At 55.8% G+C, this 20,644-nt stretch carries 15 protein-coding genes; 6 read left to right on the forward strand and 9 right to left on the reverse strand.

The features are described 5' to 3' along the window. Positions 1-35: 35 nt before the first annotated feature. From PHP98_00065 to PHP98_00080, 4 genes are all read right to left on the reverse strand, one after another. Positions 36-1,025 carry a LacI family DNA-binding transcriptional regulator gene (locus tag PHP98_00065; GenBank protein MDD5482036.1) on the reverse strand — a complete coding sequence of 330 codons (990 nt, stop codon included), beginning with the start codon at positions 1,023-1,025 and terminating at the stop codon, positions 36-38. Positions 1,026-1,027: 2 nt separating this feature from the next. Further along, the gene (locus tag PHP98_00070; GenBank protein ID MDD5482037.1) at positions 1,028-2,179 is read right to left on the reverse strand and encodes a hypothetical protein; all 1,152 of its coding nucleotides are present in this window, start codon (positions 2,177-2,179) and stop codon (positions 1,028-1,030) included. 69 nt (positions 2,180-2,248) lie between these two features. Next, positions 2,249-3,577, reverse strand: coding sequence for an alpha-galactosidase (gene melA, locus PHP98_00075; GenBank protein MDD5482038.1), 1,329 nt, complete (start codon positions 3,575-3,577; stop codon positions 2,249-2,251). A 130-nt stretch (positions 3,578-3,707) separates the two neighbouring features. Next, positions 3,708-4,034 (reverse strand): hypothetical protein, encoded by a 327-nt coding sequence (locus PHP98_00080; protein MDD5482039.1) that lies wholly within the window; start codon positions 4,032-4,034, stop codon positions 3,708-3,710. Positions 4,035-4,221: 187 nt separating this feature from the next. Here PHP98_00080 and PHP98_00085 point away from each other — a divergent pair, with 187 nt between their 5' ends. Further along, the gene (locus PHP98_00085) at positions 4,222-5,562 is read left to right on the forward strand and encodes a UDP-glucose/GDP-mannose dehydrogenase family protein (protein ID MDD5482040.1); all 1,341 of its coding nucleotides are present in this window, start codon (positions 4,222-4,224) and stop codon (positions 5,560-5,562) included. Then, a complete protein-coding gene (locus PHP98_00090; protein ID MDD5482041.1) occupies positions 5,559-6,539 on the forward strand; it encodes an SDR family oxidoreductase in 981 nt (326 codons plus the stop codon). Before PHP98_00085 ends, PHP98_00090 begins: the two co-directional genes overlap by 4 nt. On the opposite strand, the gene PHP98_00095 is transcribed toward PHP98_00090, so the two are convergent. Further along, entirely contained in the window at positions 6,518-8,224 is a 1,707-nt protein-coding gene (locus PHP98_00095; protein ID MDD5482042.1) for a glycosyltransferase family 39 protein, read from the reverse strand. The genes PHP98_00090 and PHP98_00095 overlap by 22 nt on opposite strands. An 87-nt stretch (positions 8,225-8,311) precedes the next feature. Beyond that, positions 8,312-9,334 carry a tRNA-dihydrouridine synthase gene (locus tag PHP98_00100; GenBank protein ID MDD5482043.1) on the reverse strand — a complete coding sequence of 341 codons (1,023 nt, stop codon included), beginning with the start codon at positions 9,332-9,334 and terminating at the stop codon, positions 8,312-8,314. Between the two features lie 145 nt (positions 9,335-9,479). Between PHP98_00100 and PHP98_00105 the strand changes: the two genes are divergently transcribed. The 4 genes from PHP98_00105 (at position 9,480) to PHP98_00120 (ending at position 16,068) form a co-directional block, all read left to right on the forward strand. Next, positions 9,480-11,204 (forward strand): glycosyltransferase family 39 protein, encoded by a 1,725-nt coding sequence (locus PHP98_00105; GenBank protein MDD5482044.1) that lies wholly within the window; start codon positions 9,480-9,482, stop codon positions 11,202-11,204. A 53-nt stretch (positions 11,205-11,257) separates the two neighbouring features. Continuing rightward, on the forward strand, positions 11,258-12,421 hold the full coding sequence (locus PHP98_00110) for an aminotransferase class I/II-fold pyridoxal phosphate-dependent enzyme (protein MDD5482045.1): 1,164 nt from the start codon (positions 11,258-11,260) through the stop codon (positions 12,419-12,421). Positions 12,422-12,530: 109 nt separating this feature from the next. Further along, complete coding sequence (locus PHP98_00115; GenBank protein MDD5482046.1) at positions 12,531-13,493, forward strand: glycosyltransferase; 963 nt, start codon at positions 12,531-12,533, stop codon at positions 13,491-13,493. After that, entirely contained in the window at positions 13,486-16,068 is a 2,583-nt protein-coding gene (locus tag PHP98_00120) for a DNA topoisomerase III (GenBank protein MDD5482047.1), read from the forward strand. The genes PHP98_00115 and PHP98_00120 overlap by 8 nt, the downstream gene beginning before the upstream one ends. Here the strand turns inward: PHP98_00120 and mutM are convergent. From mutM to PHP98_00135, 3 genes are all read right to left on the reverse strand, one after another. After that, on the reverse strand, positions 16,007-16,834 hold the full coding sequence (mutM, locus tag PHP98_00125; protein MDD5482048.1) for a bifunctional DNA-formamidopyrimidine glycosylase/DNA-(apurinic or apyrimidinic site) lyase: 828 nt from the start codon (positions 16,832-16,834) through the stop codon (positions 16,007-16,009). The genes PHP98_00120 and mutM overlap by 62 nt on opposite strands. A 9-nt stretch (positions 16,835-16,843) precedes the next feature. Next, entirely contained in the window at positions 16,844-17,149 is a 306-nt protein-coding gene (locus PHP98_00130) for an RNA-binding protein (GenBank protein MDD5482049.1), read from the reverse strand. 277 nt (positions 17,150-17,426) lie between these two features. Further along, complete coding sequence (locus PHP98_00135) at positions 17,427-20,642, reverse strand: hypothetical protein (protein ID MDD5482050.1); 3,216 nt, start codon at positions 20,640-20,642, stop codon at positions 17,427-17,429. Positions 20,643-20,644: the final 2 nt, after the last annotated feature.

A 20,644-nucleotide genomic window follows, 5' to 3' on the forward strand; every position in this document is an offset into this window, starting at 1 on the left:
AGGCCGGTAATCCCCCAAATTCCCATTCGGAACACTCAGCTTGTCCGGCCTTTGTGCAAAGCAACCGGTATTAATCCAGAAACTGGTCTGTCGTCTGCATGTTGAATTAATTTTAACATCTTCTGCCAAGCCGTCTGGGCCAATTTATGCCAATCAAAAATCACCGTTGTGATTCCGGCCAGCAAGGCCGCCTCCTCTCCGTCAAATCCGGCCAAACGCACGTCTTCCGGCATTCTGACGCCCAAGCGTTTGAAGCGGTGCCATAACTGAAGCGCCCCATGGTCATTCGCGCAAAAAACCGCCCCGCTTCCCCCGACCGCAAATTTTCTCAGAGCATCATCATCCAATTCCGTGATCATGCGGCGTTGAAGAGACGTTTTCGGTTTCTGCCGGAGCCATTCCCGTTCAGCCCCTTTCATACGCGCCACATGTCCCAGGTGGTTTGCCTCCACCCCAATCAGCAGAAAGCGTGCTGCTTTCAATCCGATAAAATGGCGCGCAATTTCGGTGCCGCCGGAAAAGTTGTCTATGGAAACATGGTTCCCGGAATATCCGGCATATGAAGGATGACTGGGATCTAGAACAATCATGGGCCGTTTGTGTAATATCGGGACTTCGGTGATCATCCGGGGCACATCACCCCAGACAAACATGGCTTCCGGCAACATGCTGGATACAGCCCGTTCCGGTGAACCGGCAAGATTTGCGGCCGACAGTATTTGAAAAACAATCCCCATGGATGTGCATTTTTCCGCAAGAACCTGAATTGTCCTTCCCGCCATTGGATTGGCCAGTGAATTCATCATGGCCGGCAGGACAAGACCGACCAGGCGGGGCGAGGAACAACGCAACTGGCGCGCCGCCATGTTTGGCGAATAACAATATTGCCGGGCAAGCTCATGAATGCGACGTTTGGTCGCGGCCGATATTTTCGGACTGTTCCGCAAAGCCAGCGAAACGCTGGAAACATCCAGTTCCAGGATTTCGGCCAATTTTTTCAAAGTAATCCGCCCGGGCGGCTTCATAATTAAAACGCCTTTTTTATTTCATCCAGGCTTGCGCCCAACACCGCGCGGCTGACCGGATCCAAATCTTTTTCGGCCCCCTGCAAATGAAACGTGCGATGGATGTGTTCGCAGGATGCCCGCGGGGACAGGGCCGCGGCCGGCGAAGACGTTTCCAGCTCATAAAAAGGGCCGAGCGCGCTGGAACCCGGCTTGGCCGGGCCGTCATTATAGGAATGGACCGTGTCGCCGCAATAAGGCTCTTTTTGTATTTCCCACATTGAATTCACGTAATCCGGCATGCCTCCGGGTTTTGTGTAATGAACAATGGTCAAGGCCTGATGCTCCGCGTCATAACTGCCGAGAACCGGCCGGGCGCGGCGGGGCGACAGGCCGATTTTAGAGCGCCGTTGCCCATCGCCCTTGAAGAACAAAACGTTTTGGCCGAGGCGCAAGCGGTCGGAAGGCACTTTGCCGAAATAGGCGTCGTTGACAAGCGGCCCCAAATTCGTTTCCGGCCCGGGAATAAAGGGAAGAATAACGGTCGCGGAACGCGCGGGAAACATGCCGACAATCCAAATTGACAACAGGCCGCTTTCTTTGGTCCAGGCCTGGTTGCCCGTGTTGCTGATTTTGTTGACTGACTGATAGGCAACCGATTTTACGGCGGCCGGCGGTTCCACGCCAAGCAGGCGCAACGCTTCCTCCCTTTCCAACACCTCTATTTCCCGGTCAGCGCGCAAAGAAAATGACGCGCCGCTGTAATTAACCAACTGAATGTCTTTTGTCATCCGGGCGCGACTGCCGGTCCTGGATAAAAGCGGGAATGGGTCTGTGTCAATCGGCGCCGGCACAAAGCAATGATCCAGGTCAAAAGGCGCGCCTTTGGCGAAAAAAACAGAGTATTGACCGCCTTCCGGTCCAAGCCAAAAACGGTCCTCGCCGCCGTAAGCATTGATATGTTCTTCAATTTTTCCAGACGCAATCAACGCGCGGTTAATCCAGCCGAAACTTAACCCATGCTCCCCATCCGCAGAACTGGTTAAAACCCGGCCCTGCAATGAAGGCGAAACGACCGCCTGGGCTTTGCCGGCGCTGTCCTTCAAAACAACGGTTTCAACGTGATCCCTGAGAAAGGCGAGATCCTCGCCGAATGTTATGTCTTGTGTTTTCATGGTTGTGGCACGCTCAATCCGCAGGCAATGCCTGCCTGTTACCAATACATAGAACCTCCTGCCGGACGGTCATGCTATCCTTATATTTTTAAATTGCGGCAAATGAGCGCGGTTGTGTACCAGCATTGCCCGGGCCATTTCCTTGATTTCCGCCAGCGAAAGAACCGCCGCCGACAGAGGATCATTGGCGAGGGCGTGAAAAACAAGCTGCGGGTCGCCGGTAAGGGCCGCTTCCACCGCCATTTCTTCAACCGCGATATTGACATTGTTTAAGGCCGCCAACTGCGGCGGGAGCGGCCCGACGTAGGCCGGGTTAAAACCGCGCCGATTGGCGAAGACCGGCACTTCAACGCAGACGTTCGGCGGAAGGTTCGGAATGATGCCGGTGTTCGGCACATTGCCGTTGAACTCAAAAATCTCGCCGCCCATGCAGGCGTTGATAATGCTGGAGGCATATTCCAGGCCGCGTTTCAGATCAAGCGGCTTGGGATCATCCAGCCATTTTTTTATTTCCTTTCTCCATGTTGCTTTTCTCCGGCGGTATTCATTCAAAGTGAAGGCGTAATGGCCGGGATTCCAGTTGGTACCGTGCGTGCAATATTTTTTAATCAGGCCCGGTCGCTTGCGGAACCACCAGTTGTATTCGGAATTATGCCCGCTTGACTCGGTAACGTAATAGCCAAGCTGCAGGAACATTTCGTTGCGCACCTGCTCGGCATTGCGGATTTCAGGATTGCGCATGGCATTCCGCAACGCGGGATATGCGTCTTTGCCATTGCGCTCAAACTTGATAAACCAGGATTGATGGTTAATCCCGGCGCTGACATAGGTGATTTCATTCATCGGCGCCCCGATCCAACGCGCCAGCTCGCAGGCCGTTCCCTGCACGCTGTGGCACAGGCCGGTCACTTTGATCTTTGTCTCCCTCTGCATGGCGCGGCAAAGCATGGCCATGGGATTGGTGTAGTTAAGAACAATCGCGTTGGGGCATTCCTTTTCCATGTCCCGGCAGATATCAAGCATGACCGGAATCGTGCGCAACGCGCGGAAAACACCCCCGACCGAACGCGTATCGCCCACGTTCATGTCAATGCCGTATTTCTTTGGTATAAGTATGTCATACTGCCAGACGTCCACGTCTCCCGCCAAAACCGTGCAAATGACGGCATCCGCCCCTTTTAACGCTTCCCGCCGGCTCATGGTTGCGATGATTTTGGCCGGATATTTTCCTTCCCTGACAATTCTTTCCACGGCCTGCCTGATAAAGGCAAGGCGCTCCCGGTCAATATCCATCAAAACCAGGGTGGAATCGCCAAGGAGCGGAAAAGTCAGGATATCCTTGACAAGATTCCGCGTAAACCCGAAACTGCCCGCGCCAATAAATGCAATTTTTGCCATTGTTTGTTTCCTTTCGTTTTATAATTCAATCGTTTGACTAAAAGAGAAAAATAAAAAAGCGAATGTCTCCTGTTATTTAAAGAATATTGATTTCATCCTTAAAAAGCAATCTTTTTTTTTATTTTTTTCTTCATGATAAAGGGTCTTTCTCCCAGATGTAATCATATTCAAGCCCCATCCGGCTGAATATCTCCTCGCACCGCACCAGCTTATCCACGCCCAAGATCTTGCCTGTTTCGCTTTCCCCGCCCCAAATTCCAGGTGCAGGTTGACTCGCATGTATCTTGTCTTGTATCCCTTCTTTCTCAGAATGTCCGCCAGGAGGATGCGCAATATGCCCTTTCCGGAAGGCCGCCAAAAGCGGCAACTGTATTTGATAAACGTAGGAGCCGCATCCCCATGCGGCGATTCCGGACGAACCGCATCCCCATGCGGCGATTCCAAACACCAGATGCATCGCCGAACAGGGGTTCGGCTCCTACCCACGATTTTGCGCTCTTTTGCGGCAAGTTTGAAATTTCTATGCATAGATTTAAAGATTATGTCCGCTTGACTTGCAAAACAGTTCCGCTAGCATGTCTTCATGCGCAGAAAACGCTCGCTCAACACAAAGGATAACCCGGAAATTTTAATTTTAACCAAACATGAAAATCACCATCGTCGGCACGGGCTATGTCGGACTGGTTACCGGAACCTGTTTCGCGGAAACGGGCATAGCGGTGGCCTGCGTTGACAAGGACCGCGCAAAAATTGAAAAACTAAAAAACGGCGCTGTGCCCATTTACGAACCCGGCCTGGACGACCTGATTAAACGCAACGTCGGCAAGGGCCGCCTTTCCTTTTCAACCAGCCTGCCGAAAAATATCGCCGGCAGCGAAGTGGTTTTCATCGCCGTCGGAACGCCGCCGGACGAGGACGGCAGCGCGGACCTTACGCACGTCATTGCTGTCGCCCGGGAAATCGGCGCGGTCATGACGCACTACCTGGTGGTGGTAACCAAAAGCACGGTGCCGGTCGGCACGGCCGGCAAGGTGAAAGCGGCCATTCAGGCGGAATTGCGGCGGCGCGGAATTTCCCTTGATTTTGACGTCGTCTCCAACCCTGAATTTCTCAAGGAAGGCAATGCGATTGAAGATTTTCTAAAGCCCGACCGGATTGTCATCGGCGTGGAATCGGAAAGGGGGGAAAAAATGATGCGCCGGCTTTACAAGCCTTTCCTGCTGAACAACCACCCGATCCTCTTCATGGATATCGCCTCGGCGGAAATGACCAAGTACGTTGCCAACGCCATGCTGGCCGCCAAAATCAGTTTCATGAACGATATTGCCAACCTCTGTGAAATTGTCGGCGCCGACGCGGCCGCCGTGCGCCGCGGCATCGGCAGCGACCCGCGCATCGGCAACGCGTTCATTTATCCGGGCATGGGGTATGGCGGCTCATGTTTTCCAAAGGACGTCAAGGCCCTCATCAAGACGGCCGACCTGCATGATTATCCGCTCAAAATATTGAAGGCGGTGGAAAACGTCAATGTCCGCCAGAAGACGATCATGTTCGCAAAAATTTCGCGCCATTTTGCGGACCGCTTGAAGGGCAAAACCTTCGCCCTCTGGGGATTGTCTTTCAAGCCGAACACCGATGACATGCGCGAAGCGCCAGCGCTGGCGCTGATTGAACAGCTTTTAAAGGCGGAAGCGCGGGTCAAGGCGTACGACCCGGCCGCCATGCGCGAGTGCCGGAGGATAATCGGCGGCGCCATTCGCTACGCCAAGAATCAATACGATGCTTTGCGCGGCGCCGACGCCCTGGTGATTGCAACGGAATGGAACGAATTCCGGGCGCCGAATTTCGGGCAGATGGGCAAACTTTTAAAAAACAAGGTCATCTTTGACGGACGGAACATATATGAGCCGGCGGAAATCAAAGAGGCCGGTTTTATTTACTACGGCATCGGAAGAGGAAGCAACAACGGGAAACGGACGGCATGAAAAAAATACTGATAACCGGCGGGGCCGGGTTTGTCGGCGCGCATCTCTGCGAGCGGCTCCTGAAGGAAAAAAACGAAGTGATCTGCCTGGATAATTTCCTGACGGGCGCGAAAGAAAACGTGGTGTCCCTGCTGGACAATCCCTATTTTGAGCTGGCGCGGCACGACGTAACCATGCCATATTTCGCGGAAGTTGACGAAATCTACAATCTGGCCTGCCCGGCTTCCCCCGTGCATTACCAGCACAACGCCATCAAGACCACCAAGACATCCGTCCTGGGGGCCATCAACATGCTCGGCCTTGCCAAGCGAGTGAAAGCGAAAATACTTCAGGCCTCCACGAGCGAGGTCTACGGCGACCCCGAGGAACACCCCCAGCCGGAGCATTACTGGGGACACGTCAATCCCATCGGCGCGCGCTCGTGCTATGACGAGGGCAAACGCTGCGCCGAATCGCTCTTCATCAATTATCACCTCCAAAACAAAGTCATTATCAAAATCGCGCGGATTTTCAACACATACGGCCCGAAAATGCATCCCAACGACGGGCGGGTGGTCTCCTCTTTTATCGTCCAGGCCCTGCGCGGGAAAAACCTGACCGTGTTCGGGAAGGGCACCCAGACGCGCAGTTTTCAATACGTTAACGATTTGATTGAGGGCTTAATCCGCGCCATGAATTCGCGCGATAAATTCACCGGCCCGGTCAACATCGGCAACCCCTCGGAATTCACCATCCTGGAGCTGGCCGAAAAAATCATCAGGCTGACCGGCTCTAAATCAAAAATCGTTCATCGCCCCCTGCCCCCGGACGACCCTGTCCAGCGCCGGCCGGACATCGCCCTGGCGAAAAAGGAGCTCGGGGGCTGGGAACCGCGCGTTCCCCTGGAGGAAGGGTTAAAACTGACGATTGATTACTTCAGAAAAAAGATGAACAACAGCCGCATGCGCCGGCCGCCTTACGGCCTGACCAGCTCATAAATTATCGTATCCGGATCACGCGGCAGGGTTGTTTTCCGGAAAGGCAGATTTAACGGCAAAAACTTCTTTTGCAAATCCTGCGGTTCCACAACGGCAAAGACGCGGCCGCCGGAATTTTCCAGCAGCGCAAGCGCTTCGCCGGCATCCTTCAGGTCTTCCCCGCGTTCCGGTTCCATATCCATCCCGTGGAAAAGCTCATTCTTTTCCTGAAATGGAAGATAAAACCGGCCGGTGTAAAAAGGCAAGGCGGGCCGATACGACCAGAACACAATGATTTTATCGTCCGGTTTAAGCTCCCGCGCCAGGCTCTTATAAACAAAGGACGAATTGATGTGCAACAACACGTTAAAGTCCTTGCCCGCCAGCGGAGAAAGCAGCAAAGCGCACGCCAGTAAAATCCCGGAATTGAAGAAAAACAAATCATTGAAGTCCGGATTTGCCCTGCGCCAATACGCAAACGCCAAAACCGCGGCGATTGGAATCAAGGCCGCCGCGCTCGCGCCGCTGATGGGATAAATCGTCCCGGGGGCAAGCCGGAAATAAGCCGCGATCCAGACCGCGATGATTACCGCGGCCATAATCATACAGCCCGCCGCGCCGAATCGCCATAAACGCCCATCCCACGCCCCCTCCCGGCCCTCCCGCGGCTCGGCAACCCCCCAGCGCCCGATGAGCAAGCCCAGCGGCGGAATCGCCGGCAGAATATATGACATCAATTTGCCGGTGCCGGCGGAAAAAAAACAAATGACGACGGCCGCCCAGACAAATAAAAACCGCGAAAACGAATCCCACCCGAACACCTTCCGCCGCCATATGGTCCGGCCAGCCCGGAACAGAAACAGGGTCCAGGGCAGAAGCAGAAGCGGAAGGACCAGGAGGAAAAACCAGAACGGCTCGGGGTGCAGCTGCATGGCGCGCGTCCCCTGAAAACGGGCGATATGTTCCTCAAAAATAAAATGGCGGATAAAGCCCGGATTGTGCCGCTCAATGAGCCACAGAACCGGCAAGACAAAAACCGCCAGCAAAACAGCGGCTGACAGCGCCGAAGGTTTAAATAAAAATTTCAGGCGTCTTTCCCATAAAAGCCAGAGAAAGACAATCCCCGCCGGCAGGACAACCGCCACCGCCCCCTTGGTCAGGAAGCCGAGCGCCGCCGCCACGGCAGCCAGCGTCAGATACTTATGACCGCCCGCCGGCGATTGGCCGCCGTCAAAAGCAAGATAGAGGCAAACACACGCGGCGCTAAAAAAGAAAAGCAGAAATGAATCCGTCAAAAGCAAACCGTTCCCAGCGATAAATCCGATCAAGGAAGCCGTGATCAGCGCAGAGGCCAAGCCGGCGCGGCGGCCAAACCGCCTCACGGCAACCGCCGACAGCAAAACAAAACAGCCGAATCCCGAAAACAACAAGGGGATACGGACAGCCCAGTCATGCGCGCCGAAAATTTTTATGGCCGGCGCGACGAGCCAGTAGGCAAGCGGCGGCTTTTCGTAATAACGGAAACCGAGCATGCGCATTTCCATCCAATTGCCCGTTGCCGCCATTTCCCGCGGAATCTCGGCGTAGCGCCCCTCGTCGGGATCGCTGAAACCGCGATAGAAAAGAATCAAGCCGTAGGCCGCCAACATCGCAACCACCGCCGCTGAAAATATAATATTATGTTTTTGCCAGCGCACCGTATTCATCCCTGAAGAATTTGCAACATTACGGGCGGCCTGTCAATGTTTTGCGGAAAAACGCCAAAACACTTTCCGTTGACCGCCCGAAACACATTATCCGGACTGCGCCCCCGGCAATCCGTCCACAGCGGCAAGGACATCCGCCATGCGGCGCATGTCCTGCAATTTCCGCCTGACCTCAATGCCGTTTGCGAACCCCCTGATGTAACCCAGCAAATGCCCCCGGAAATGAAGCACGGCCTGCTGTTCCGCCCCAAGCCGCGTTTTGCGTCTTGTTTTCGGGGCCTTCCCCATGTGATTTATGAGCAGCCGGAGATGTTCTTCTATGATCGCTCTGTGTTCCGCCGGGGAATGAGGACGCCCGGGCAGGCCATGCAGACGCGACCATATTTCGCTGAAAATCCAGGGGTTGCCGATGGCGGCCTTGCCGATCATGACGCCATCCACGCCGGTCTCGGCAAACATTTTGGCCGCGTCATCGGCCGAATTTATTCCGCCGTTCCCAATCACGGGAATGGAGCGCTCCTCTTTAATTTTTGCCAGAACCTGCCAATTTGCATGGCCGGCGTGGCGGGCGCTGGCATGGCGGGCGTGAAGCGTAAGAGCGGCCGCCCCGCCCTCTTCAATCGCGTGCGCAATTTCCGAAATATTCATGCGGCCGGGCAGTATATCCAGGCGGGTTTTGACGGTGAGCGGCAGGGAAATGACCAGCCGGATTGCCCGCAGAATACGCGCAATTTTTTCAGGATGCTTCATCAGTGCCGCGCCGGCGCCCCGGGCCACAATTCTCGCCACCGGACAGCCGCAGTTCAAGTCAATCACCTGAAAGCGACCCGTCTTTTCAATGATCGCCGCGGCCTGGGCAAGCGAATCGGGGTTTGAACCGTAAATATGGGCGGCCACCGGCCGCTCGCCCGGCAAAGTGTCAAGAATATGCAGGGTCGTTTTCGTCCCGCGCGCAATCCCTTCCGCATTTGCAACCTCAGTAAAAACCATGCCGCAGCGGAATTGCATGGCCAGCGACCGCATGACCGCGTCCGTGTAACCGGCCATGGGGGCCAGCATGACGGGAAAATCAATTTTCAGCCCGCCGATTATGAGAGGCTTGATATTCATTGATAAACGGCCTTGTATAGCACAGCGGGGCGGAAAATTCAACCGCGCGATTACCCGGAATGCGACCGCGCATTTCGGCGTCCGAAGCCGCCAAAACAAAATGTCGTCAACAGACGGGCGATATGTTATGCTGGCCGGAAAAAAAATGAGCGCCGCACCCGAAAGCGAACAAAACCAAAAGCAGTCCGGCATCTTCCGGCCGGGTCTGCTGGCCGCGTTGATTATCACCGTTTCCCTGGCCGGGATCGCCGATCATGATCTCTGGACGCCGGACGAACCGCGCGAGGCCGCCATTGCGCTGGAAATGAGCCGGGGCGGCGGCCTCATTGTTCCACGTCTGGCCGGCCAGCCGTTTGTTGAAAAGCCTCCTCTTTTTTACATCATTGCCTCGTTTTTTCTCGCAACGCTCGGAAATTTTACCGGCCAGACCGCCGCCCTGCGGCTGACATCGGCCTGCTGCGGGCTCGGCACATTGTTTTTCACCTATCTGATCGGAAGAATTTATTTTGACCGTCAAAGGGCGCTGATCGCCGCGGCGATCCTCGGCACCATGATCGGTTTTGTCCAAGTAACCCACTGGCTCCTGGTGGACAACGCCCTCGCGTTTTTCATCACCGCCGCCCTCTGGGCTCTGGCCCGGGCTTACGAACACAAACGTTACGGCTTTTTGCCGCTGGCCGGCCTGTTTGCCGCCGGCGCTTTCCTTGTGAAGGGATTTATCGGCCCCCTGATCATCTTCATCGCCGGACTGGGCTTGTTTGTTCCCTGGCTGAACAAGCCGAAAGGCCAGGCCGCAATCGGCAGGCTTATTTTCATCCATGCCGCCAGCCTGGCGACAGCCCTGTTGATATGCGCGGCATGGATCATTCCTTTTGCCATGCGGGGCGGATCGGAACTGTTCCGCGAGTGGTGGTGGCTCAACCATTTCGGCCGTTTTACCGGCGAGGCAAAGCACCTGGGCCACCTTTCCCTGTGGCCCTATTATTTTGCGGTTTTACCCGTCTATGTTCTGCCATGGCTTGGACTGTTTATTGCCGCGCTGATCATGCTGGCAAAAAAAATCCGGACCGGCGCCAGACCGGCGGGCGGCGGCCTGTTTGTATGGTGGGCGCTGGGCACGTTCCTGATCCTCTCCTTATCGGCGACCAAGCGCGAGATTTATCTCGTCGCCCTTCTGCCGGCCTGCGCTCTCCTGTGCGTCCACGGATTGCACATCTTTAACCTTGAAACTCCGGCGGCAAGAATCTGGAAAAAGTTCTGCTGGTTATGGCTTTCCCTGCTGCTTGTCATTCTGGCGGCATTAACCGCGGCGCCCCTGGCCGAAAACGTTTTTTTCAAAAACGCCCTGCCCCCGGGATGGCGCCAGTTCCTGGCGCCGGCAATTGTTATCGCGTCTCTACTGGCCATGTCCAGAACCAAAACCCCCCTCCTGCAGCGCTTTTTGACGGCCGTTCCGCTGTGTTACGCGGCCATATTGATTATGATTTGTCCGCTCGTGGACCGCCACAAAAGCTACGGCCCCGTTTTCCGGGCAACGGCGGATGCGATCCGCGCGCGGCCGGAACTCGCTATTGCCGGCTGGAAACTTGACGAAACAACTGCGGCCGGTTTTTTTTATTACGCCGGCCTCGTATTTCCCGCCGTGTCGGACGAGGCGATGCTGGCGGATATCCTGGGCGGCCGCAACTCCCGTTTCAACGGCGTGCTCGCGTTGAAAAAAAATACTTCGCCAAAACACTTGCCAGAAAAAGAAAATACGGTTATTTTTGAGAGCCCCATGGGAAAAAGGCGATTGTTGCGGGTGCTGGCGGCGCCGAACTGGCAAATAAAAAACAGACGGCGGCAAGCTCCCCGGAAACAAGATGGTTGAAAAAAAAGAATTAAACCGTGAAAAAGCATAACAGGTTTACAGAATAGGGTATCATGCGTCCTGATTTTTTGCCATTCTCAAAACCGACCATTGACGAAAAAGATATCTATGCCGTGGACGAAGTTTTGCGTTCCGGCTGGATCACCACCGGACAAAACTCCTCCAAATTTGAGGAGGAATTCTCAAATTACACCGGCGCGCCGGCTTCAATCGCCCTGGCTTCGGCGACCGGCGGCATGCACCTGGCCTTGAAAGCGCTGAATATCGGCCCCGGCGACGAGGTCATCACGCCCTCCCTGACATGGGTATCCACGGCCAACCTGATCGCGCTCAGCGGCGCCAGACCGGTATTCGTTGACGTTGACCGCGACACGTTGATGGCGCAACCGGAACTGGTTGATGAAGTTGTTACCGAACGCACCAAACTGATTGCGCCCGTCCATTTCGCCGGCGCGCCGGTTGATCTTGATGCGTTCCGGCAGATTGCCCAAAAGCATAAAATCCCGCTGATTGAGGACGCGGCCCACGCCGTCGGAACCGAATATAAAAACCGGAAAATCGGCTCTTCCGGAACGGCCATATTCTCCTTCCATCCCATAAAAAACATCACCACCGGAGAGGGCGGCATGTTCTGCTCCGATGACGCCGTCCTGATTGAAAGAATCAGGCGCCTCAAATTCCACGGACTCGGGGTGGACGCTTTTGACCGGAAAATGCAGGGGCGTTCTCCCCAGGCCGAGGTGGTGGAACCGGGATACAAATACAATCTGACCGACATCGCCGCGGCCCTCGGCCGGACCCAATTGAAACGCCTGGATAATTTCATTCAAAAGCGGTCGGAACTGGCGGGGATGTACAGGGAAAAGCTGAAAAACATTCCGGAACTGATCCCCTTGAAAGACCCGGCCTGGCCGATACGCCACGCCTGGCACTTGTTTATCGTGCGCATGGATGTTGACCGCGCCCGGATCAGCCGCGATGATTTCATGGAGGCCTTGAAACGCTTGAACATCGGCACCGGCCTGCACTTCCGCGCCGTCCATCTTCAGAAATTTTACCGCGAGCATATGGGATTTGAACGCGGCATGCTACCGGCCACCGAGTGGAATTCGGACCGGATTCTTTCCTTGCCGCTTTTCCCCGACATGCACGCGGAAGACGTTGACGACGTAATCGGGGCGGCCAAGGAAGTGCTCGCGAAAAAAGCGGGAAGTTGAAATTGGAAATTAGCAAACATAAAAACAGGATGATCCAAGGCGGCAAGGACGCCATCCGAAATTTACCGCTGAAAATTCTCCGTTAATATTGAAAATATCGCCTGAGTTTATGACCGAATCTGCTCACACAATTTCCGTCGTTATTCCCGTTTACAACGAAGCGGAGAATCTGGACGCCCTGGTCGCGCGCACCCTGGCGGCCTGCCGCAGCCTGAATTCCCCCTTTGAAATCATTCTCGTGGATGACGGCAGCCGGGACGGGTCCGACACCGCCATCGCATCAATGGCAAAAAAACACACGGGCGAAATTATCGGAGTGCTGCTGAACCGCAACTACGGCCAACATGCTGCGGTCATGGCCGGGTTTTCCCAGGCCCGGGGGGAAATTATCGTTACCCTTGACGCCGACCTCCAGAACCCGCCCGAAGAAATCCCGCGCCTGGCAAACAAAATAAACGAGGGGTTTGACGTGGTCGGCTCCATCCGCACGCCGCGCCGCGACAGTTGGCTGCGCCGCTTGCCGTCAATGCTCGTAAACAAAATGACGGCCTCCGTGACGGGCATTGTCATGCACGATTACGGCTGCATGCTGCGCGCTTACCGGCGCCACGTGGTGCAGGCCATGCTCCAGTGCCAAGAACGGAGCACATTTATCCCGGTTCTGGCCAACAGCTTTGCCCGTAAAACGGCTGAAATTGAAGTCCGCCACACGCAGCGCCAGGCGGGCGGATCAAAATACAGCCTCTGGAAACTGATCAACCTGCAATTTGACCTGCTCACCAGCATAACCACAATCCCCCTGCGTTTTCTCAGCTTTGTCGGCGTAACCGTTGCCCTGATGGGCGTCGGGCTGGGAATCCTGATCCTGATCCTGCGTATTTTATGGGGGCCGGAATGGGCCGCCAGGGGAGTTTTTACTCTTTTTGCGATTCTCTTTATTTTCATCGGCGGACAATTTATCGCCATGGGTTTTCTGGGAGAATACATCGGACGCACTTACGTTGATGTGCGCGCCAGGCCGCGCTATTTTGTGCAGTCGGTTGAAGGGAAAAGCAGGCTGGATAATGGATAAAACCCTGATCATCGCCGAAAAGCCTTCCGTAGCCTCGGACATAGCCCGCGCCCTTGGCGGATTCCGCAAGCATGAAGGTTACTTTGAAAGCGACCGCCACCTTCTTGCCGCGGCCAGCGGCCATCTGCTGGAAATCCATCCGCCGGAAGGATGCGAGCCGAAACGGGGCAAGTGGAATCTGGTCAACCTGCCGGTCCTGCCGCCCGCGTTTGATTTGCGGCCGATCGCACGAAGCGAATCGCGGCTGAAAATACTCCTGCGGCTTATCAAACGCAAGGACGTTGCCGCCCTCATTAACGCCTGCGACGCGGGCCGCGAGGGCGAGCTGATCTTCCGCTATATCGTCCAGTATTCCCGAACGCCCAAGTCAATCCGGCGCCTCTGGCTCCAGTCCATGACCGCCGCCAGCATCCGCGAAGGATTTACCGCGCTGCGCACCGACGCTGAAATGCGGCCGCTGGCCGATGCGGCCATGTGCCGTTCCGAGTCCGACTGGCTCGTCGGCATCAACGGCACGCGCGCCATGACCTCATTCAACTCCAAACACGGCGGTTTTTTCCTGACAACCGTCGGCCGGGTGCAAACCCCCACCCTGATGATCGTGGTGGAACGCGAAGAACAAATAAAAAAATTCGTTCCGAAAGATTACTGGGAGATCAAGGCGTCTTTCCAGGCCGCGGCCGGGCTTTACGAGGGGTTGTGGTTTGACCGTAAATTCAAGAAAAATGGACCAGTTTCAGAAGGCGAGTCGCGGCCGGAAGAAGCAAAACCGGAACGGATATGGAGCGAAACACAGGCCGAAAATATCTGCGAGAAATGCCGGGGACAGCCCGGCGCGGTCTCCGAAGAAAGCAAGCCCGCAACCCAGATTTCGCCGCTCCTCTACGACCTCACCAGCCTCCAGCGCGAAGCCAATAACCGGTTCGGCTTTTCCGCCAAACGCACCCTGCAGATAGCCCAGAGGCTTTACGAGCATCACAAGGTTTTAACTTATCCCCGCACCGATGCCCGCGCCCTCCCGGAAGACTACCTTGAAGTCGCCGGAAAAACATGCTCGGTCCTGACCGCAGCCGAACAATACGCCCCCTTTGCCCGGCGCATCCTGGAGGAGAACTGGATCCGCCCCAGCAAACGCATTTTCAACAACGCAAAAATCTCCGACCATTTCGCCATTATCCCGACCAATGTGCTGCCAAAGGCGCTCCATGCCGATGAATCAAAAATCTACGACATGGTGACAAGACGTTTCCTGGCTGTCTTCTTCCCGCCGGCGGAATTCCTGACCACAACGCGCATTACCACCGTCCGGGAAGAAACCTTTAAAAGCGAGGGAAAAGTCCTTGTAAACCCAGGCTGGCTGGCGGTCTACGGCAAGGAAAACACGCCCGGACAGCAGCCGGCCCTGACGCCTGTGCAAAACGGCGAAAACGTGCAGACTGTTGACATCGCCGCCGAGCGCCAGCAAACCAGGCCGCCCGCCCGCTTTACGGAAGCAACCCTGCTGACCGCAATGGAAGGCGCCGGAAAACTGGTTGATGACGAGGAATTACGGCAGGCCATGAGCGCCAAAGGCCTCGGCACCCCGGCCACCAGGGCGTCCATAATTGAAGGATTGATTTATGAGAAATACCTCGTGCGGCGACTCCGGGAACTGGAACCAACGGCAAAAGCTTTTTCCCTGGCCGCCCTTTTGCGCGGGCTTAAAATTACCGAGCTCTGCTCGCCGGAATTAACCGGCGAATGGGAATTCAAATTGAAGCAAATGGAGCAACAGCGCCTGGTTCGGACAGACTTCATGCGCGAAATCGTTTCCATGACCGTTAAAATGGTGGAAAAGGTCAAAAACTCCGAACACGACTCGGTGCCCGGCGATTTCGGCCCCCTGGAGGCGCTCTGTCCGAAATGCGGCGGCGAAATGCGGGAACAATACAGCCGTTTCCAGTGCGCCGCTTGCGGCTATTTCCTCTGGAAAAATCTGGCCGGACGCCAATTCACGGCGGAGGAAATGAACACCCTCCTTTCCACAAAAAGACTGGGCCCCCTGACGGGATTTCACAGTCATAAAGGGCGCTCTTTCGCGGCCGTTATCAAGTTGAACGGCGAATATAAAATTGAGTTTGAGTTTGACGGCCAGCGCAACATGGCCGCGCAAACGGCGGACAAAACGCGGGAGCCGCTCGGGGCCTGCCCGATTTGCGCGGCACCGGTCTTTGAAACCGGCTCGCTTTACGCCTGCGAAAAAGCGTTTGGCGGCGCCCCCACCTGTTCTTTCCGCTCAGGCAACATAATCCTGCAGCAGCCCATCAGCCGCGAACAAATGCAAAAACTGCTGGCCACCGGCAAAACCGACCTCCTGACCGGTTTTATTTCAAGAAAGGGCAGACCCTTCAAAGCCTTTCTGGCCCTGAAAGACAAAAAAGTGGTATTTGAATTCTTGCCCAGGAAAAGCAAGCCTCAAAAGCCGGCATCCGGCGGCCGGAACCGTCAGAACCAGTCCACAAAGAAAAAAGACGTTAAAGCCTCTGGCAACGCGGACAATGATAACTTGCGCGCTGGCCGACCAGCAGGCGGCTGACGGCGCCGCCGCATCTGGGACACAACGCGCCGCGGCGGCGCGGAATATTAAGTTGCCCCTGATTCCGGCCTTGTTTTCTGCCCGGCCGATGATAATTACCCGCACCCGTCCCCAGGCTCGTGCCTTTGTTGCGGATAGCGCGCCGCAAAACGCTCCGGATGGCCTTGAACAGAAAAAAAGCTTCGCGCTCGGTCAATGAATCGGAAAGACGGCGGGGATGCAGGCGGCCCTCCCAAAGGGCTTCATCCGCGTAAATATTCCCCACCCCGGCCAGGAAACCCTGATCCAGAAGAAGCGGCTTTAACTGCCGGCGATGCGAGTGCAAACGGGAAAACAAGTCCGCGGGCCGGAAAGATTTTCCCAAAGGCTCCGGGCCGAGTTTCCCCAGAACGCGGACGGTGTCCGCGGCAATCTCCCACCGGCCGAATTTGCGGGCGTCGCAATAGCGCAATTCGCGGCCGCCGCTCAAACGCAGAATGATATGCTGGTGTTTTTCACGGCCGCGCCCGGCGCGGACAAGGCAGAACTGGCCGCTCATGCGCAGATGAACCAGAAGAAACAAGCCGCCGGAGAGGTTGAAAACAATGAACTTGCCGCGGCGATTGATGGCGGTGATTTTCCTGCCGACAAGCCGTTTCCTAAAAAAAAATGGCCGCCCCTTTATGAGGGGCGGCCAAAAAACAACACAATCAGTTATTTTCCGCCCTATAATCTCCGCACATCGCAGTTCCCTGACGATGGTTTCAACTTCGGGCAGTTCAGGCATTATTGATGATTAACGGTCTCTATCGCGTCCGCGTCCGCCGCCGCCGAAATTACGCGGAGGCCGATCTTCGCGCGGCTTGGCTTCGTTGACTTTCAGGGCGCGACCTTGAAAATCCTTGCCGTTCAACTCGGCGATGGCCTTGTTGGCTTCTTCCGGGCTTCCCATTTCCACAAACGCGAAACCGCGGGATTTGTTTGTATATTTGTCCATAATAACGCTACAACTCACAACCGTCCCCATCTGGGAGAAATGTTCCTGCAAATCTCCTTCGGTGGTGTTAAAGGACAGGTTGCCAACATACAGTTTAACTGCCATAGTTACTCCTTACGATCGCCGAATAATCAGAGAGTGAGTATCCCAAACCTGTTCGGGATTTCCGATTGTGACAGACTTTTCTATTTGCCTGACAATCTGCAAACGCATCCTCACCACAAACCAACGGCAAACATCGTAGAATCTAAGGAAAGCAGGCGATAATGCAAGGAAAAAATGCAAATATTTTCGCCCCCCCCCGTTTCTGTCTCCCAAACGGCGTTTCCGGAGATACACCCGCAGTATATAATACCGGAGACTTTACACGCGTATAAACGGATTATTGCCCGTCAAATTCGGCCGCCAGCGGCGTACCGGTCAGGCCGAAATTCCACGGCCCGCCGGCCAGCTGGTAACCGGCGCTGCTGAAATAAATATACCACAATCCGCCATTGGCGGACACCACGGCCGGATCCGCCGAACCGTCGCCGTCAAAGTCGCCGGCCACCGGCGTGCCGGACACGCCGAAATTAAACGGTCCGCCGCCCAACTGATAACCCAGGCTGGAGAACCAGATATACCACCATGGGCCGACCGCCACGGCCGGGTCGGCGGAACCATCGTTGTCAAAATCACCCGCCACCGGCAACCCGGAAACGCCAAAATCAAACGGCCCGTCGCCCAGTTGATATTTCAGGCTGGAAAACCAGATATACCACAGGGGACCAACCACAATGGCCGGGTCGGCGGAACCATCGCCGTCAAAATCACCCGCCACCGGCTGACCCGAAACACCGAAGTTATAAGGCCCGTCCATCTGATATTCCAGGCTGGAAAACCAGATATACCACAAAGAAGAAACCACCCCGGCCGGATCGGCCATACCGTCATTATCAAAGTCCCCGACAACCGGCGTGCCCGGGACATCAAAATCAAACGGCTCGCCGCGTTCATAATTTGAACCGGAAAACCAGACATACCAGCGCCCGGCGCTGTCAACGATGGACGGATCGGCAATTGTCCTGGCAACCGGCGGGGGCGCAAGATAAACAAGACGCACGGACTCGCAAACCGAAACCGAGTTGTTGAAATAACCGCAGCGGTAAAATCCGCGCGCGCGGATATAGACATTCGTATTAAGCGGCAAATCCACGCCGGCAATCCGCCAGCCGTTGGTTGTGCGCGCGCCGTCACCCAAAACACTCCAGGCGGCGTTATCGGGCGACTGGTCAAAAACCACCGCGGAAAAGTCCGGCCCGCCGCCGCTCCTTGTCCAGACAATCTCCGTTAATGAGGCGCTTACCGCCAGACTCTGGAGAGCGGAAGCGTCGGTCGTAAGCCGGCCGATGCGATTGCGGTTCTGCCCGGTCAATTGAAGAAACGCGCCGCCGAGGACGGCCTTGCCGTCCGATTGCAAGACCAGGCCGTGCACAGTCCCGTTGGCGCCGTCCGGCGGCATATAACCGGCATCTAGCGCGCCGTCGCTGTTAAGCCGCGCGATATGCATAATATCCATTTCGCCAATCTGGGTAAAAGCTCCGGCAACCATGATTTTGCCGTCGGCCTGCGGCACAATGGACCGGACTGAGAGATTGGCGCCGCCCGGCACAACAAAGGAAGCATCCAAGGCGCCGTCGGGGTTCAAGCGGCAGATCCGTTTGCACTCGGCAGCGGCATCCCCGACCTCCGTAAAAACGCCGCCCAGCAGGATTTTGCCGTCGGCCTGCAGGGCCAGCGCATAAACGCTGCCGTTGACATTGGGATTAAAATCGTCATCAAGGGTGCCGTCGCTATTGAGCCGCCCGATATGATTGCGGCTTTCGCCGTTCAACAAAGTAAAAGAGCCGGCCACCAGGATTTTGCCGTCGGGCTGGAGAAGCGCCGAATAAACGGTGTTGTTCGCGCCTCCCGACAAATGAAAATCGTTATCCAAAGTGCCGTCGGAGTTTAAACGTCCGATCCGCGGGAGATCCGATTCGCCGATCCTGGTAAAATCGCCGGCAATGATGATTTTGCCGTCCGGCTGAGGCAGAATACAGCGGGCGCCGCCATTTAACTGCGCATTAAATTCCACATCAGGATTGCCGGAGGCATCCAACAGCGCAATATATTTATATTCCTCCCCGCCCAAATGCTGGAAGAAACCGCCGATCAGAATTTTACCGTCGGACCGGACGACGATTGCGCGAAGGCTTCCGTCCGCATCCGGATCAAAACCGGCATCCAATGTCCCGTCCACGGCAAAACGCCCGATCCGGCTGCGGTCCGCCCCGGAAAGCCGGGAAAACAATCCGCCGACAAGCAACTTGCCATCCGGTTGTTGCGCCATGGCGTAGACCTCGCCGTCTGCGGCTCCCAGATCCGGATCGGCATCGGCATCCAAAAAATTATTATCCAGCCGGCCGGCCGGATACAATCTTCCTAAAAAATTCCGTTCAACGCCGGCCAGACGGGAAAATTGGCCGACGACCAGGATCCCGCCGTCCGGCTGGATCGCCAGCGAATCAACGGTACAATCAGCCCCGCCGGGCGGATTAAAGTCATCATCCAGAGCGCCGTCGGGATGCAAACGCGCGATACAGTTGCGCTCAACGCCGCCGATGTGGAAAAAATCGCCGCCAATCAGGATCTTGCCGTCCGGCTGGACCAGCGCGGCATAAAGCGACGCGCCAACGTCATTGATAACAACCTCAAAAGAGGCGTCAACCGTGCCGTTGGTATTCAAACGCCCCAGATATGTGCGCGAGACGCCAATCAACTCGGTAAATGCGCCGGCAACCAGAATTTTACCGTCGGGCTGCAAGGCAATTGACCGGACGGCCAAATCGGCGCCGTTTGTCATAACAAAGGAGGAATCCACCGTGCCGTCGGGATTCAATCTGGCGACATTATTGTTCGCCTGGCCGCCCATGCGCGTGAAATCGCCGCCGACCAGAATCTTGCCGTCCGGCTGGACGACAATCGCGTAAACCTCGCCGTTGGCAGCCGGATTAAAGGCGGCATCCAGACTGCCGTCGGCATTAAGCCGGCCGATGAAATTCCTCACCTCCCCGCCGAGGTTAATAAAAAAGCCCCCGACCAGAATCTTGCCGTCCGGCTGAACGGCCAGAGCGGTTACCGATTTGTCGGCCTCCGTAGCAACCACATTTGGATTGAAATCAAGGTCCAGCGAGCCGTCGGCATTAAGCCGGGCAAGATTGCATCTGGTATGCTCGCCAATTGCGCTGAATTCTCCGCCAATGACAATCTTGCCGTCAGTCTGGACGGCTATGGATTCAACCAGTCCAGGGATGGCATCCGGAACAAAGGCGGCGTCCAGACTGCCGTCCGGAAGCAACCGCGCCACTCTTTGGCACGCTTCACCGCTGATCGCGCCGAATTGGCCGCCCAGAATTATTTTTCCATCCGCCTGAACGGCAACGGCGTAAACCGGATTGTTCGGGTTCGGATTGAAACCATCGTCAGACGCTTGCCCGAAACATGTTCCGGAGCAGACCATCCATGCCGTTACAAGAAACAGTTTTGCGGCCAACCGGCATTCATATTTGTATTTCATAT

This window comes from Kiritimatiellia bacterium, assembly GCA_028715905.1.
GTDB lineage: Bacteria > Verrucomicrobiota > Kiritimatiellia > JAAZAB01 > JAAZAB01 > JAQUQV01.